The organism is Mesorhizobium sp. LNHC229A00, assembly GCF_000502415.1.
Classification (GTDB): domain Bacteria; phylum Pseudomonadota; class Alphaproteobacteria; order Rhizobiales; family Rhizobiaceae; genus Mesorhizobium.
The window spans coordinates 1-15,611 of record NZ_AYWQ01000003.1 but is presented as its reverse complement, the minus strand read 5'-3'; the positions used below and the strand labels follow the sequence as shown (position 1 = coordinate 15,611).

General features: G+C 57.5%; 12 protein-coding genes and 3 pseudogenes. 3 read left to right on the top strand and 12 right to left on the bottom strand.

The window, feature by feature from the left end:
• Positions 1-13 precede the first annotated feature (13 nt).
• The 9 genes from X742_RS162415 to X742_RS162450 all read right to left on the bottom strand — a co-directional run bounded on the left by X742_RS162415 (position 14) and on the right by X742_RS162450 (position 11,257).
• The gene (locus tag X742_RS162415) at positions 14-856 is read right to left on the bottom strand and encodes a phosphoadenosine phosphosulfate reductase family protein (RefSeq protein WP_023770869.1); all 843 of its coding nucleotides are present in this window, start codon (positions 854-856) and stop codon (positions 14-16) included.
• Positions 853-4,155, bottom strand: coding sequence for a hypothetical protein (locus X742_RS162420; protein ID WP_023770868.1), 3,303 nt, complete (start codon positions 4,153-4,155; stop codon positions 853-855). Before X742_RS162420 ends, X742_RS162415 begins: the two co-directional genes overlap by 4 nt.
• A complete protein-coding gene (locus X742_RS162425) occupies positions 4,152-5,069 on the bottom strand; it encodes a DUF4007 family protein (RefSeq protein WP_023770867.1) in 918 nt (305 codons plus the stop codon). Before X742_RS162425 ends, X742_RS162420 begins: the two co-directional genes overlap by 4 nt.
• 17 nt (positions 5,070-5,086) lie before the next feature.
• Positions 5,087-6,265: a cysteine desulfurase family protein gene (locus X742_RS162430; protein ID WP_031247716.1), complete on the bottom strand. Its 1,179-nt coding sequence runs from the start codon at positions 6,263-6,265 to the stop codon at positions 5,087-5,089.
• Between the two features lie 347 nt (positions 6,266-6,612).
• Positions 6,613-7,563, bottom strand: coding sequence for a hypothetical protein (locus tag X742_RS162435; RefSeq protein WP_023770865.1), 951 nt, complete (start codon positions 7,561-7,563; stop codon positions 6,613-6,615).
• Positions 7,564-7,574: 11 nt separating this feature from the next.
• Complete coding sequence (locus X742_RS162440; protein ID WP_023770864.1) at positions 7,575-8,690, bottom strand: DUF3696 domain-containing protein; 1,116 nt, start codon at positions 8,688-8,690, stop codon at positions 7,575-7,577.
• Positions 8,683-10,374, bottom strand: a complete 1,692-nt coding sequence (locus tag X742_RS0136165; RefSeq protein WP_198019182.1) for a DUF262 domain-containing protein — start codon at positions 10,372-10,374, stop codon at positions 8,683-8,685. The genes X742_RS162440 and X742_RS0136165 overlap by 8 nt, the downstream gene beginning before the upstream one ends.
• A 306-nt stretch (positions 10,375-10,680) precedes the next feature.
• On the bottom strand, positions 10,681-10,929 hold the full coding sequence (locus X742_RS162445; protein WP_023770862.1) for a conjugal transfer protein TraD: 249 nt from the start codon (positions 10,927-10,929) through the stop codon (positions 10,681-10,683).
• Position 10,930: 1 nt separating this feature from the next.
• The gene (locus X742_RS162450; RefSeq protein ID WP_023770861.1) at positions 10,931-11,257 is read right to left on the bottom strand and encodes a conjugal transfer protein TraD; all 327 of its coding nucleotides are present in this window, start codon (positions 11,255-11,257) and stop codon (positions 10,931-10,933) included.
• Between the two features lie 172 nt (positions 11,258-11,429).
• Between X742_RS162450 and mobQ the strand changes: the two are divergent.
• Positions 11,430-12,086, top strand: a pseudogene (gene mobQ / locus X742_RS162455) (MobQ family relaxase); the annotation flags it as partial.
• A gap of 14 nt (positions 12,087-12,100) precedes the next feature.
• Here the strand turns inward: mobQ and X742_RS1000000175515 are convergent.
• Positions 12,101-12,856 (bottom strand): glycosyltransferase family 4 protein, encoded by a 756-nt coding sequence (locus X742_RS1000000175515; RefSeq protein WP_245275520.1) that lies wholly within the window; start codon positions 12,854-12,856, stop codon positions 12,101-12,103.
• A gap of 1,032 nt (positions 12,857-13,888) precedes the next feature.
• On the opposite strand from X742_RS1000000175515, the pseudogene X742_RS162465 reads away from it, so the two are divergent.
• Positions 13,889-14,308: pseudogene (locus X742_RS162465) on the top strand (tyrosine-type recombinase/integrase); the annotation flags it as partial.
• A gap of 26 nt (positions 14,309-14,334) precedes the next feature.
• Here X742_RS162465 and X742_RS162470 read toward each other — a convergent pair.
• Positions 14,335-14,730: an XRE family transcriptional regulator gene (locus X742_RS162470; RefSeq protein ID WP_023770857.1), complete on the bottom strand. Its 396-nt coding sequence runs from the start codon at positions 14,728-14,730 to the stop codon at positions 14,335-14,337.
• Between the two features lie 89 nt (positions 14,731-14,819).
• Positions 14,820-14,936, bottom strand: a complete 117-nt coding sequence (locus X742_RS1000000175510) for a type II toxin-antitoxin system RelE/ParE family toxin (RefSeq protein WP_245275519.1) — start codon at positions 14,934-14,936, stop codon at positions 14,820-14,822.
• Positions 14,937-15,161: 225 nt separating this feature from the next.
• Here X742_RS1000000175510 and X742_RS1000000175505 point away from each other — a divergent pair.
• A pseudogene (locus X742_RS1000000175505) lies at positions 15,162-15,401 on the top strand (ABC transporter permease); the annotation flags it as partial.
• Positions 15,402-15,611: the final 210 nt, after the last annotated feature.

The following is a 15,611-nucleotide window of genomic DNA, read 5'->3' as shown; positions in this document are numbered from 1 at the left end:
GCGTTGTTAGGCGCTATTTGTGACAAATCACGCAACCGCCTGCGGCCTCGTCGATGCCGTAAACGTCGTCGATCGTGTCGGAGTTCATTTCGGCTAGGGGATTTGCTGGTCGGCGACGCTTAAGACGCTCCCGACGGAGTTCATAATCCAGTTTGATTTGTTCCGCACGTTCAGGACGGATCAGATCGGGCAAGCTCTCACCTTGGCTCCATGTAAATGGAGAACCATCCCGTAATGCAGTCTTTTCATAATCCACGGCTTCCGCGAACCGGTCGGGGTGATGCTCGGCCAATCGTACCCACTCGATCTTCTGCTGAAAGAAGCAGAAGGTGCAACCTGATCGGGAGCGCCAGGAGTAATACTCCGGCTCGCCTACATCGGCTTGCTGGAGAATCTCTATCACTCCGGCGCGATCGATACCTGCCTCTCTCAACGGGAGGTGAACCCTCATATTCGGATGGGTCGCCTGGTATCCCTCGCGGGTAGGTTCATCAGCGCGGATCGCCACATACGAGTGAACCGTGACGCCCGCGTCGAGATCGGCGCGCAGCCATTGCTCAAGTGGCCTCAACTTCAGTTGGCGCGTACACCAGCGGGTGCGTGGGGAGGGAAGAAAATTACCATACTCGTCGAGCCAAAAATCAAAGTCGCGATCCGGGTTGAGGCGCAGGATAGGCTTCCCTAGAAACCCTTCCAGCCGATCAAGAAATGTGTAGACCTCCGGCAGCTCCTTTCCGGTGTCCGTAAAGAAGTACTCGAGCGGCAGTTCGGGATGGTTCTGTCTCATGTGGACAGCCAGTGCCGCGCTATCACGTCCACCCGAGACACCAAGAATATGACGGTCCATTTTGGTCATGCGATTTCTATGTCGCTATCAGCTGCGAGACTTGCGACTGCGCGTGCTAGGGCGGCGAACTGGATCCGCCCATGGGCCGAGTCCCTTGCCAGCGTTTCTAGGAGCTGGTCGGCGAGCGCGGTCGCTTCGACCTTCTCCACTTCGGTCAGAATGAAGCTGCGGAACAGTGGGGCCGTCTTCGGATCAACGCCAACAACCAACGCGAGAGCTTCAGTGTTAGATCGCCGGTCTCGCACGACGGCCAGTGCTTCCAACTCCCGGAATTGGCGGCCGAACCTAGCGAGTTGCAGGAGTGCCTGTTCTCTATCGCGATCCGACCATTGGTGGGCAGGCTTATGAAGAAGCAGGCTGGCGACTCCCTCAATGTCGCCATCGCCGGACTCGAAGGCAGCGGCGCGCATAGCGAAGCCCTCGAAAGCATAGTCATTGGTTAGGTTCTTTATCGAAGCGGCCCGCTCGGAAAGTCCAGCAAAGGTCGATGCGTCGACCGCAAGGGATCTGGCGAGCGCTTTATGTAGGCGATCGAGGAGGCTCTGATATGCTCCTTCGGCCTCAAGCAGCGCGTCATAAACGGTTTGCGCCGAAGGGCTATCATCTAAGACGTTCGGGAGGTCCTCAAACAGGAGTGCCTCCGGGTCGCGCGACTTCAGCACCACCCGCCGCACCTTTTGTGCCACGTCACCCAATGTCTCGGTGCGCTTGGCGTAAATCGTCAGCTTTTCGTAACGCCGAAATAAGGCTTGGGCAACGAGCAGTGTTGCGGTTCCATCGATGATGTCAAATTTCTGGGCCAAGCCGCCCAGGAAAGCGGCTTGCAGTACCGAACGATCCACACGGCGCAGGCGGACCTCGTTAGGTTTCTGAAGAAACTTGTCCACGACGACATCATTGAGGCCGGTCTGAAATACGCCGTCGATATAGATCGCTAATCGGTCACTGTTCACGATAAGGCTCGCGAGTGCCAAAACGGGCATGACGCCCGCCTTGATACCGAACGGTGGAGCCGCCCAAATTCGGTAAATCTCGTCAAGCGTAATATCCGTGGCCGCTTCGATGACGTTCCACGCGGGCCACAGGCTTTTCCCGTCACCGTGGGTTGCCGGAACGCGGAAGCCATAGACCCCAGAACCAATCTCCCCATGAACGCCAAATGGCGCCAATATGGTCATGTAAAGCCCCATCTCCGCCGGAAACCCTTCGAAGCCTAGGTCGGCCTGATCCGCGTGCGCGACCATCGCATGACAAAGCTCGCGAAGAGCCGCCATTGCGCTCGATGATGGTCGGTCACGCTGCAACAATTCGCTTTGGAGGATGGGCGTATTGAAATAAGCAGCGTCTGCAAGAGCTGTCGCCACGATCGCCAGCGGCTCACGTAGACCTGTTGTTGGTTCAGGTGCGAGCCACCAGCGCGCATTGGCGAGACCAGCCTCCAGGTCGCGATGGACGATATCGATGCCGGCGGAGCGGCGAGCCGCGATCTCGCGACGTGCAATCCGATCGCCTTCGAGTTGGGGATGCTCGCGGAACACACGCTCAATTGCAAACAATTCCGCCGCACTCGACCGCAGGGCATATGCATCGGTAGCGCCGCCGACTGCAGCCACGACGTTGGCCTTGCCGAGAGCCTTGGCGACCGCCTTGCATCGGCGCTCGACTTCGCCGCCGTTGATTGTCCCGTCGCCGAGTAGAAGGACGAGAGATCCGCTCCCTCTGGTCCGACGGGAAGCGATGGTATCAGCAATGGCCGGCGGCGTGTCGGCCTCGCCAGTCAAATGGATTACCACCTCGAACGTTCTGAGCGCGCCAGTGCGGAAATAGTGGCGCTTGGCCGCCGCAAAGCCGAGGCCAACACGTTGCGGTAGGACCAACAATTGTTCGGCGCTAAGTGGTGCTGTCGCCTTGTTGATCGCGTCATCGAGATCGAAATCACTGCCGGCGAACAGAGCATAGCCTTTGAGCCGCGATTGGCGGATCAGCACCGCCCAATCCACTAGGTCCGCTATCGCTGCCTTGCGCTCTTTCTCGGATGCATTCGGCGTCGCCGCCGCCAAAATGTCGTCGGCGAGTGCGAGCCCGGATCCGTTGCGGAAGAATTCAATGGCGGCAGCGGACTTGGTTAGACGAACGTGAAGCGGTCCCCCTTTTGCACCTGCGCGTTCGATTGCCTCAAAAGCCAGACTAAACCGAGAACCATCGACACCGCTTGCCAGGGCCATACCAAAGTTTGACGCCAGATAATCCCATAGTTGATCGGGGCCGTAGGTAGTGCCGTCCTCACTCCTATCAAGATGCTCCTGAAATCCGGACGGTTCGGCCGAGCTTAGAAAGCCGAAAACGCTTCGCTCGTTCTGGGCGAAGCGCTGACGAGATACGGGACCGAGAAGAAGCGCGGTAACTGGATTCAGCGGCCATGTAGCGGTCAGGGCGGCCGCCAGAACCTGCTCATCGGTCGGCCGCCGCTTGCCAATTGCCTCTGCAACAGCCGTGGCTGACACAGAGGCGGAAGCCGGTCGTTTAGTGCATCTGATCGCCCGGCCGAGCAACGCGACTGTTTCGTCCGCGCCGGCAAGAAATGGAATATCTTGATAGCGTCCCTGGACCTTTACCCATTCTTGACGGGAATCACGGGATGCCCGAGCCGCGTATTGGTCGAAACCTTGATGTAAAATACCTAATACGACCAAGCGGCCGTGGCTTCGTGCAGCCCGCTCGGCAATGTCCTGGAGCAAATGTATATCGCCGCCTTCCAGCGCTTCATGCTCAAGCAGCTTTCCAAGTTCGTCCAACACGACTAGAGCGCCGCTGCGGCCTGCGATTGTCGATGCCTGCAGCGCGTCGATAAGGGCGTCATCGCTAACAACGGCCCGTGTGTGCGCCGCTTTCGACCAACCGAACGTAACAAGACAGGCATCTGCGATTGCTTGGCGCAACCCCATCCGGCTGCCGGTGACTGCGACGACTGCCCAAGGGCCTAACTTTTCGGGAAATGCCTTTTGGAAAATTCCCGCCAAGGACGGCCCGGCAATCTTGCGCGCGATCGCGCGATTCTCTGGAATGCCGGCAACGAGATTGGCCACGAGGAGGGCGGCGCTCGATTTGCCGCCGCCATATGGGCCTGTCCAAGTGAAGGCGCCTTGCTTGCTGTCGATCTGGCTGGATGCAAGAGTCGTAAGCGACTTTTCGATACTCGCCTGCAGCACGTAGCCGACCAAGGGCGGTGTGCCGTTTAAATCAGCATCCAGACGTGCAGATCTTGCAAACCGTCGGTCGATTTCAACGATCGAAGCTAGGCTGCTCATGCTGCGGCCGCAAGCCGTGCAGGATACGCATTGGCTATCAGCTTAAGCGGATCGACCTCACCGATCCGCTGTATCTGACGCAAACCAGCAGTGTCCGTCCAAAGCCATGCTCCTTCCGTTATCGTCTCCAATCCCATGAGCCTGGTAATGACGCTGTCTTCATCGAGCTTAAAGACGCGACCGGGCGAGCCCGCCGCGTAGCAAACTTGCTCGGCGGTCAGTGCGGTAGAGCCCCCCTGCCGCCGCCAAAATTCGTTTAAGGCATAAGCAAAAACGCCATCGGGCAGCGTCGGCTTGGGGCCACGCACAAACTCGTGCCAACCTCCAAATCGCGCTTCTCGGATAAGCCCGAGTTCCGCTAGTAGGGGCTCGGCCGCATCCTCACCTTGACTATCTCCGCGTCGCGCATAACCTCGAAGAAAGACTTCGACATCGCGCTTGAGGGTACCTCGCGCGGCGCGCCATCCCTTCGCCGCAACCAAATCAAGCAGTTCCTCGACAAGCATCGCGGGGTCGAATTCGATAGCGACGAGGCCATTGAACGCGTAGTACGCTGTCGTCGTGAACTGTGGACTGCCAGCAACTGCCCAATGAACAAGCCATACAGTCGCGGGGCGCTCGATGTACGGGTCGAATCCCTCGTCAGACAGGATCGCCGCGCCAAGTGGCGTAGGTTTCAGGACACGCTCGACCTCCTCGACGAAACCTGAGGCCATGGCCCAATAGCGCATCGAAACGGCCATGTTGCGCCCGACGCCAAACCGTGCAATTGCTGATTGTTCCTGAAATGTTCCCGAGGGTGCGCCTCCAACAACCGCGTCGAAGGCTTTCTTCAGCCACAAGAGGCGGAGGGGAAAGGTTTCATGGCCTGCGAATTGGCCACGAGCATCAGAATCAAGGAGCCCATGCTTCATTCCCCCACTCTAAACTGCTACTGGCGGCTCCGTCCAGATGCAAGGCGTGCACGCAAGAGTGCTTTGGCAATTTGGTCCGCAGCTATGTCGATATCGTTCTCCGTCGTATAGCGATTACAATATATACGAAATACAGTGCGAGCCTCCATTTGCGTCATACCCATTGCAAGTAAGACATGGGATGAAAGAACTTGACCGGACGTGCATGCTGATCCAGTCGAAAAACACACTTTTGTTTGGAGAAGTGAAACAAGATCATCAGCATCAACACCCAATGCTGATAAACTTAGCGTCCCAGGCAGGACGGGGGCGCCGTTCGTCGTTCTACGGCAGGGTGCTTGACGCTCTTGTAGCTTGGCGAGCAGACGAAGCGCGAGCTCGTCCCCGTGTTTCGCATCCGCGGAGAGCTTGCTGCAGGCAAGACTTGCCGCCGCGCCAAATCCAACGATCAATGGCACAGGCTCTGTGCCAGGTCGGATGCTGTTTTGCTGGCCACCACCAAACTGGATTGGCCGGGGCGGCGGTGCAGCGGCAGACACATAGAGGCCTCCGACGCCAACAGGCCCATACATCTTGTGGGATGAAAGGCTCAGATAGTCGATGTCGAGTTCAACCACATCCAGCGGAATTTTTCCCGCAGCTTGGGCTCCATCACAATGTATGAGAGCACCGTTAGCGCGAGCGATCGCGACAACGTCGGATAACGGCTGCAACACACCCGTTTCATTGTTTGCTACCATTATCGAAATCAGCAACGTGTTCGAGTCTACAAGCACTCTCAGGGCGCTAAGGTCAATCACGCCAGTGTAATCCACCGGCGCAACAACCACATCGAATCCGAGCTTCTTCAGCCTGTGTGCCGGCTCAAGCACCGCCTTGTGCTCGACTGCCGATACTACTATGCGTCGCCGCGGGTTTTGAGTTTCGACTGCCCAATCGGCAACGCCGAGCATGGCAAGATTGTTTGCTTCAGTTGCGCTGGACGTGAATACGATTTCAGACGGAGCAGAGGCAATCAATTTGGCGACGTCGGCGCGCGCTCCAGAAATGGCCGCTGCCGCGCGCTCGCCTAAGATATGCGGCGATCCGGCATTTGCCGGAGTCGTCCATGCTGCCACCATCGCCTCTTGGGCCTCCGGCGCCAGCGGCATGGTTGCAAAGCCGTCAAGGTAAATGGGAGGATCGACACTGTTCATGTTCATTACGCCACATTACCGAGTTCGCTTTTCCAACAGGCCAGCAAACATCTTCCACGACGGGCCAATAGGCAAGGTTCGATTCCGGGGCGCTTGTTAGGGCGACGTTGTTTTAGCGTCAGCGCGGCTGGTGAGCATGCCCGAGATTTCAGGAGTTCGGACCTTCGCTCCCGCGCGACAACATCTGTTCGCCAGCACCGGCCGTCCGCGCTTCACTACTAATGTTATGAAGGTGGGTTGATTTCGTCCTCCAGCTTTTGGATCCGGGCAAGGATTTCGTCGAATGCCAACGGCTGCAGTTTCTCGGTCCGTCCGATGTGGTGTATGCGCAAATCGGTGGTCGTTACTTATCCAATTCCGATTTTTCTACCGACGTGGCCGATCAATGCCCTACGCTCCGGTTCGGTTTGAAGCAGAAAGTGCAACCTACCTTCACCTGGCGTGAATTTGGCGTGTTCTTCGAAATTGAGGATCGTGCCGTTCTCGTCAGCGAACGCGGCGAGCGCCCGTCGTGTGCGACTTTCACCGTTTACGCTAAAGGGAAAAACTGGATACGGTGACCGGTTTCGTCTCCAGGCGCCAATGGCCCCGTCCAGGGCTAACAGTCGTTCCACGATCGGATTAAGCATTCGATCACCGTGGCTCAGGTCTTCAATTTGCTGTCGCGTTCGAGGAATGAAGCGCAAATTAGGAAACAACAGTTCTCTTTCAGCCCAAAGTTGGGCTCCATCGACTATATTGGGCCTGATTAGGAGGACAAGCGCCTCCTGATGATGGGCCACACCTTCTTCGGAGCATGCGTTTCGGCTTGTAACCGTTTCGTCTTGAATGTCTCCGCCCTCATCGAGCGACAGCCTGCGCAGGTCTATACCCGGCTCGCTCCAGAAAGCATGGGAAAATATGCTGAGGGCTAGGCCGTCAAACTGGTGCGCTAGACCAAGTCCGAGCGCCGGTTCGCCCACGAGGATCGCTGCGGTTTCGGCTATGCGATACTCGAGACCGACCAGTGGCGGTCCCTCAAGTTCCGCGATCGTCTGACCGTAGGGGGAACGATCCTGGACCGTCTTGAGATAGATATTCTCGTCGGTACAGCCGGCATCATTGCGAAGTGCGGCTAAGGTCCAGTTCGTTGCGAAACTCAGATCGGCCAGAGAATGGGGTCCGTTCAGGACAAACTGCGGAGAAATTGATGCAACCGCTCGAAGCGCATCAACGAACTGCTTTAGCCGCGCTGCAGCGACCTCCCGAGAGCAGGCGGTATTGGGGATGGAGAGATCGTTGAGAAGAAGCTGCAGCATCCTGAACAATCTTACGACAGCAATTGGTCCAGGCTTCGCTCCCATTGATCGAAGAACCCGGACGGCCAGAACGAAAGTCGGCCTTTCGAGTCGAAAACTGGCGTTTCATAGGTTGTAGCGGTTCCGGGCGATCGTGTGAAAAAGTGCAATTTGGTGTCTGCGGCTTCAAGGTGGCCATCTTTGACAGTAAGCCGAATACCATTCAGGATATGATCGCTATGGGTTTCGACGATAAGTTGAGCGCCGCTTGCCGCTGTCAGAGCAATCAATCGACCAAGCGCGGCCTGACCGCGAGGATGGAGCTGTGCCTCGGGATTTTCGATGATCAGCAGCGTTCCAGGTTCTGCCGCTAGGCACGCTGTTACGACGGGAAGAACATGCGTCAGACCGAATCCAACATTGGTAGGGCGCAATGCGTCTCCATAGGCGGCGTTTCGGCCTCTGTAGGTATAGGCCAAGCGCACAAAGTCGGTCATCGGGACCTCCTCTGGTTCGATGCGAACCCCAGGGCTGAACTCCTGCATCCAGGCATTCACTTGCGCCAAGAGGCTTGTAGCATCACTTTGCTGCGCAAAGCGGCGTGATGGCGCGACCATGAGATCCTGACCAAACTTCAGTAGGAAGTATGCTGTGTATTCACCGCGCGCACCAAGAAAACGCTCATGTCCGACGGCATGCTGGGACTTAGGAAATGTAACGGAGGGCGTTATTCGGTCAGCCCGTAAAAACTGGAAGCCGCGGCTGAACAAACCGATGGGCTCGTCAGCGAAATTTTTCGGCCTCTCCTTGCAGACCAGGACGTCAGCCTCTGATGGGGCGTCCGCGATCCATTCCAGGAAGTGACGGCCATCGCCGGACTTAACGCCTAACCCTATCTGTACAACGCGCTTGTCAAAATCTTGATAGAGTAGATCGCACCCTGTCCCAATCTCGACGAGGGGGCCGTTCAGGCCCAGTTCGCCTGTCTGCAGACTTCCTGCGTCGAAAGACTGTCGGAGCAATCCTAGAGCCTGCAATATCGAGCTTTTACCCGTGCCGTTTAAGCCTGATAGGACCGTGAGCTTCTCAAGCGGGAGCGCGAGATCGTCGAACGCCTTGAAATTTACCAGGGCGACACTTTCAAGCATTGCTCACGACCGTCTGAAACATCTCTGCGACCATATCGAAACGTCGGTTAACCTTAGCTACATCGCTCGTTCCTTGCGATATAGAAGCCTCAAACTGTCGATCGGCGCAGAGCGCCATAAACTCGCCCCACAGACGTGTCCGTCGATCAACCAAAAGGCTACCCTCTTGCTCTGCCAATCTCGCAAGGTTGACAGAGACCGCTTCGAACAAAGCCTTGTTGATGGGCATTCTTGCCGCCTCGGGAGACAAGCGCTTTCGAAATGCCTCGCCTTCAAAGATCAAATAGGCGAGGAGCATGGCGCGGCTGAACGCCGCCTTTAGGCGCTCAATATCTGCCGGTTCCAGCCTGTTCAAGCTTCTCATGGCTTGGATGAGAAAGCCGTCCATATCTGCCCTGTTGTAGTAAGAGACGCCAAGCGAATAGAAGGCAACAAATCGAAGGACCAGTTCCCGGTCATCCATTCTGATCGGCTTGACGCTCTTGTCCGTTGCCTTGAGAAAATCCTCCGAGGAAGCCCATTTTGCCAGCAAACCACGGCCGGCACCGGGCGTTATTGCGTGGCGCAGCTCTTGCGGCGACAACGCAATGCCCCCAGAATTTATGCGCGCGAACACATTGAATTTAACCTCCGGCGGCGTCCCTTTACGAATCAGGTGGACAACCAACTCTGTCTCTCTGAGGCGAGTCTTTAGCTTCTCGCTCAAGTCATTGAAGCTCTTGCCCTCATACGCCTCGAGATATTGCAGATTCGACAGCAGTAGTGGCTGGCTTTCTATGCTTTCAGGTCGAACGAAGCGCGCAATCGTTGAGAGACGTTGAATGCCGTCGACAATCTCCCACCTCTCGTCCTCGTCCTCGGCCGCATAAAGGACGGGGATTGGAATTCGCAGCAGCAGAGATTCAATGAGCCGACTTTGCCTTTTCTGATCCCATATACCCCACCGTCTTTGGAAATCGGGCATGAGATCGATTCTGCCACTACTTACGCGGGAAAGCAGGAGCTCGACAGTGGGATTTCTCGTCACGACGTCGATTGCTTCGGGATCGAAGGGCTGCTCGATATCGTCACTCTCGAGCGCAGAGGCGTCATCAACCTCAACGCCGGTGCCTTCGCCAAAAAGGTCTAGCTGCTCGCGAAAGAGTCGCAACTCCTCCATGACCTCTTCTTCTGCAGGCCACTCCTTCTGAAGCATCGCAAATTCGGGGCGAAAGAGCTGGCGCGCAAATCGCCGGCAGCCTTCGTCATCGTTCGCAAGAATGATCAACATGGCGCGACGTAGCGCCCGTCTATGTTCAGGATCGAGCCAGAGAGTTCTATAAGGCTCGTTGACAGTCAGGAGGTCGAAGCGATTGAACAGAATAGCCTTCGTTCCGGGCTTGCGGTCCGCGCCGAAGTCGTCACGCGTAATCGCGATATCGTTGTCAAAAAACGTCCAAAGGCCATCGTTCGATAGGTGCCACAACGGCTTCCATCCCATGTCAGCGCGCGCTCGAAAACTCAGCTTCACATAGGCTTGAAAGCGCGAAAGAATGGCATCTGCATTGACCCGAGCCGGATCGAGTAGTCCCTCATTGGACAAATCTATCGCGGCAATCACGCAAACGGGTTTGAAGAATCGTGCCTCCGGAGCCCGTCGGCGACGAATAGAAGACACGAGCAACGCCCAAGGATCATTTCTCATACGACGACCCCGCTTCCGCGGGAACGCAGCGTGACTCTCGTTTGCCTATATTCGTTTCGAGACAATGCACCCCCGCTCTCACAACTGATTGGTCCGCGGGAACAGTACTAACTGCGCCGGCCAAGCGCCAGTGATGCATGTAATGTAAGAGCATCCATCAACGATCGTAGGATTGACGCACCGTCTTCTGAACACGCGCAAAGGCGTCCGCAGCAGCAATTGAGAGCGACCTTCCCAGTTTGTGAATGCAGCCGCGCGAGCCTTGTCGATGCCTCCTTGTAGGCCTACGAGGGAGCCAATGCGTGGCTAAGCTCGCCCTCCCATCTGCTCTTCACGCCGTTCACCATCGAACGTCTGCCTACCCTTCGCAGTCCACAGGTTTCGCGCATGCTCACCTTCATCGCTCTGCAGCTTGGCGGCCATCCAGAGCATCGCGCCGTAGATGGTGGTGCGATCGTCATTGGTGAGCTCGACGATGCCTGCCTTGATGACGAGCCCGCCAAGTTCGATGAGCTGCCGTGTGCGCTTGCGACGTTCGACCTGCCATGCCCTCATGTCATTGCGAGCCTGTGCCGCTTGCCGGCGATTGTGGGCCGCCCGGTTGTGCTGCAGCGCTGCGAGGGTTGCGCTGAGATTCTGGAGCAGTTCGCCGGGACCGACTCTCGAAAAACATCACTCCACGCTTGGCCCATGCCTCGCGCTTTGCGGTGTCTTTCGTCTCGGCAATTGCGACCAATGCGCCGGCCAGTTCGTCGGTGCTGAGCTGATCGGCACCTGTGGCGATCACCAGCTCGCCGAGCTGCTGCACTTTTCTGGTTTTCAGCTCTCGCGCTTTGTCTTCCAGCGCCTTCAGTTCCGTGTCGTAGTCGCGTGGTTTGCGCATGGCTGTCTCCATTGAGTGTTGATGTGGCAATGATAATTGAGCGCCTGCCGGAAGGCTTCAGGGTTGCCGAGACAGCCCGGGACGGGCTGGTCCATCCCGAGATTTTTTCGAGGGAGGGCGCGCTTATACATCGTGCCGACGTGCGGTCTGACGTGCAAATGATCCTGTCGCGATGGCGATCTATCATCTTCACGTCAAGGTCATTGGCCGCAAGACTGGGAGCAGTGCTGTAGCGTCGGCCGCCTACCGCTCGGCTTCTCGGTTGCGTGACGAGCGGATCGAACGCACGCATGATTTCTCGGCCAAACGTGGTGTCGTTCATTCCGAGGTGATGTTGCCGGAGGATGCACCGGAGGCCTGGCGCGACCGCGAACGGCTGTGGAACGATGTCGAGGCCTTCGAGGTACGCAAGGATGCGCAGCTTGCCCGCGAAGTGGAGTTTGCGCTGCCACGTGAACTCAGCCAGGCGCAAGGCATCGAGTTGGCGCGCGACTTTGTACAAGCCGAGTTTGTCAGTCGGGGCATGGTCGCCGATCTCAACGTGCACTGGGACAGGGCGGAGGATGGCAGTCCCAAGCCGCATGCTCATGTCATGCTGACCATGCGGTCAGTCGACGAGAACGGTTTTGGCGCGAACGTTCGAGACTGGAATGCTACCCAACTGGTCGGGCGCTGGCGCGAGCGATGGGCGGAGCTGGCCAATGAGCGCCTGGCCGAACTCGACATCGACGCCCGCATCGATCATCGCAGTCTGGAAGCGCAGGGCATTGCCCTGGAGCCGCAGACCCAGATTGGTGCACCGGCGCAGCGCATCGAGGGCAGTGGCGTGCGAACATCAACTTATCAATAGGTATTTAGAATGGAATTCCTATATCCTTGGATGTCTTGAAGGCGACTAGCAATCACCTTGCCGACCGCCTCGGGGCTGTGCACCGCGGCCATGTACCTCCGAGCACGCTCGCCCATAGCGGCCACGACCTCAACGTTGTCGGCGAGTTGCGCCATGACCCGAGCGGCTTCATCTATGTCGGGATCGGCCCATTTCTGGGCTTCGATGAAATAGGGGTATTGATCGGGTTCGACGTCGATCAATCGGTATGCAATAGGAAACCCCGTTTGCGTGCCAACAAAATCCTTACTTCCCGAAAAGTTTGTTGCAATAACGGCTTTGCCCATAGCCATAGCTTCGGCAATTCCCAACCCGAAGCCCTCCGAGCGATGCAACGAGACAAAAACATCGCACGATTTTGTCAGACAATATGTTTCGGTTCGAGTGAGAACCTTATCAATCAACACGACCCTGTTGTCGGTCTGCGCCAGGCTACGAATTGAATTCAGAATTGTTCGTTTTTGGGGGCTATTACCCATCGTCTTGATAACCAAAGATACCCGTCGGTTTCGGTCATGTCCGAACGCGCGAAGGTAGGCTTGTAAAACGGCGTCCGGGTTCTTCCGGTCCGGGTAGGACGAAAAATCGAATGCAAACAGAAATGCGGTAGAATTCTTTGGAACCTTGAAACGCTCACGGCTCGCCTCGATGTCGGGCGGGACGGATATAGCCACCGGAATGTGCACAACGGGGCGATCGGTACCTGCCATGAAGGCATCCCGAACGAAGGCGGTCGGGGCCGAGATTTCGTCCATTTGTTGCAGACTGTTCAGCCATTGCGGGTGGATCGAAGGCAGTTCCCAGAAAGGCCTGACGATGTTGTATCTGTTTTGGAGAACACCCCCGCCAATGCCATGAATGGTTGACCCCAGCATGTCGGCGTTTACGCAGAAAACGTTCACCATTTTGGAAGGTCGAACAACGATATGAGATGTGAGGGCTCTATCCCTCCTCGACGAAGGAACCTGCTCGTCAAAGTTCGTGACATCATAGGTGATGTTGGCACTGTCGACTGAACGAGCGAGCGAGCGCATTGCTTCACCCACGCCCGTTTCTGAAAATGGATAACCGATCAGGGACAGGCCGGGCCGGAGGGTGTCCTTCGATGTCGTGTCAAAATTCGTGGGCCACGCACGCCTGAACATCGCATCGAGAAATTGCTTTCGCTTGGCCGGCGGCACCATTCTGTAGAGCCAGCGAATGTGAGGCTGAGCTTTCATAAGAGTTCGATAAGTGCGGCGCGCAATACGCGTCGCGGTCACCGATTTTTCATTGACGGAAACATCTGCAGTTCCCCGACCTAGTTGGCGGATTCTTTTGACGACAGTGTGCGTGAACCTGGCAGGAATCCCTGCCGACGTTGCGCCACCCGCGACATACCAGTCGGCGTAGTTTATCTGGGATTTCCCCTCTTGGAGAGGGAAGTAGGATTTTAGGTCGCCCCTCGTAGTCCAGAGTGCGTGCGCAAGCTGTGTGACCACACCACCGGGGTTGGGCTTGATGCCGGCTGGACGGTCCAGATAGTCCGGCATCAGAGTGAAAGGATCGCCCTCGAAAGGCTCGAGCTTCTCACGAAAGAGAATTCGCGCCAGTTTCGGAATCGACGTGCCGTCGGAGAACGTGCCGAAGCCATAGGGGACTGAAGAAAAACCGCTTGCCCCGAAACCTTCCAGTTGGTCATGATAACCCGCTGTGAGGCTTGCCAACGCTTCCGTAGATGTTGGTTTCCATCGCTGCTGCGCGAAGCCGCACCCGGCATCAAGTACAAGGCCGCACTTGGCGTCGCCTATGGCGCGGGCCTGCGCGTGTCCGAAGTCGCGCACCTCAAGGTCGACGACATCGACTCGACACGCATGCTGATCCGCGTCGAACAGGGCAAGGGACGCAGGGACCGCAACCCCATGCTCTCGCCGCAACTTCTGGAACTGCTGCGGCTGTGGTGGCGCGAAGGCAAGCGGCGCGGGGTGATGCTCCCCCATGGCTGGCTGTTCCCGAGGCGCAGCTTCACCGCGCCGATCTCATCGAGGCAATTGCACCGCGCAGTCCAGGAGGCAGCCGAAGTCGCCGGCATCCGCAAACGCGTCAGCCCTCACACGCTGCGTCACAGCTTCGCCACCCACCTGCTTGAACAGGATGTCGACATCCGCGTCATCCAGGTGCTGCCCTCTTTAGCCGAAACAGAGTGAGGTCAGCCGGCGCGTGCGGCCTTTGTGCGATTACGTCCACCTGCCGCTCTTTTAACGCTACGCACGGAGATGGCTTTGGGAGCCACGACGTCGCCGAGCCGCTCTATACGGAGGGGCGCGCGCGAGGGAAGGCGAACGACGAGTTCGAGTTGCCCCCCGATCGCCTCGACGTAGCTTTTAAGAGTAGACAAGTACATGTCGGCTTGTTTCTCGATCTTCGAGACCGAAGGCTGCTTGATCTTGAGGACCGAAGCGATTTCGGCCTGGGCCTTTCCAGCGGCACGCCGCAAATCGCCGAGACTCTCGACTTCTCCCCTTAATTCTTCGAAACGCGCGTCGACCCGCTCCCGACGATCCTCGGGGAGCGCAGCGATTAGGTCGTCAAGCTTGCGTCCCATCACTTCTTCTCTTTCTTCGCCGCCCCCAAACGGTCGAGATGCCCTTGATAGCGCTTGTCCGAGTTGGCGATCAGACTTTTATAGAAGCGCTACTCACTCACGCCCGACTTATCGCCGGCGACGAGCAGGATCGCCTTCCGCTTCCGGTCCAATGCGAACGCAACCCGCCAGACACCATCATCAGCGTCGAAGCGAAGTTCTTTCATGTTCGCTAACGACGAATCATTCAAGGTCCGCATGCGGTCGCCCCAGCTGGGGCCCGAACACACCGAGCAGCTTAGCCGAGGCCAATAGCTCATCTTGGACTGTCTGGTGCAACGCCTCGACTCCCCGTCGAACTCATCGCCAAAAACGGCTTCGCAAGTCATATATAGCTCCTAGGCTATGTGGCCAAGATCACAAGCTGCCGAACGATAGTCTGCGGCCGAAACAAGGTACGCGCGATCGACGATAATCCGGCCGCCGTTCACACGACTGGCAATTCGCGACCTGTCTGCGCTATCGAGCGGCATCGTCACCGGCGTTCTGACGGGCATGGCCGGCGCGTAGCTGTCGCTTGCCCAGAATGCCGGCTTGTCGTGAAAGGTATCACCGCCAGCAAGGGTTCCATCGCGCCGGCAGCGCTCACCGTCGCCAAATGGAAACCGGTGCCGGCGAGGTTCGCGTGTCTGGCGGCGAAGGTCGCCATGGCCCGGAGGTGAAGCCGGCGAGGCAGCTGCGCTGGTCCATGCGTAATCGTGTGGAGAACCGCGCCGCGCCGTGCATCGCATCTCTCGTCCCGCTGACACCAGCAACTGGCTGCGGCGAAGCTGACGGCGTACGAGAACCCGACCGTTCCCATCGACACCATGGATCTGGAAGACACTCTTTGCGAGGTCGAT

Coding starts and splice junctions, on each gene's coding strand:
- X742_RS162415 (WP_023770869.1), bottom strand. CDS start 856: ATGACCAAAATGGACCGTCATATTCTTGGTGTCTCGGGTGGACGTGAT.
- X742_RS162420 (WP_023770868.1), bottom strand. CDS start 4,155: ATGAGCAGCCTAGCTTCGATCGTTGAAATCGACCGACGGTTTGCAAGA.
- X742_RS162425 (WP_023770867.1), bottom strand. CDS start 5,069: ATGAAGCATGGGCTCCTTGATTCTGATGCTCGTGGCCAATTCGCAGGC.
- X742_RS162430 (WP_031247716.1), bottom strand. CDS start 6,265: ATGAACAGTGTCGATCCTCCCATTTACCTTGACGGCTTTGCAACCATG.
- X742_RS162435 (WP_023770865.1), bottom strand. CDS start 7,563: ATGCTGCAGCTTCTTCTCAACGATCTCTCCATCCCCAATACCGCCTGC.
- X742_RS162440 (WP_023770864.1), bottom strand. CDS start 8,690: ATGCTTGAAAGTGTCGCCCTGGTAAATTTCAAGGCGTTCGACGATCTC.
- X742_RS0136165 (WP_198019182.1), bottom strand. CDS start 10,374: ATGAGAAATGATCCTTGGGCGTTGCTCGTGTCTTCTATTCGTCGCCGA.
- X742_RS162445 (WP_023770862.1), bottom strand. CDS start 10,929: ATGAGGGCATGGCAGGTCGAACGTCGCAAGCGCACACGGCAGCTCATC.
- X742_RS162450 (WP_023770861.1), bottom strand. CDS start 11,257: ATGCGCAAACCACGCGACTACGACACGGAACTGAAGGCGCTGGAAGAC.
- X742_RS1000000175515 (WP_245275520.1), bottom strand. CDS start 12,856: ATGGCAGGTACCGATCGCCCCGTTGTGCACATTCCGGTGGCTATATCC.
- X742_RS162470 (WP_023770857.1), bottom strand. CDS start 14,730: ATGGGACGCAAGCTTGACGACCTAATCGCTGCGCTCCCCGAGGATCGT.
- X742_RS1000000175510 (WP_245275519.1), bottom strand. CDS start 14,936: ATGAAAGAACTTCGCTTCGACGCTGATGATGGTGTCTGGCGGGTTGCG.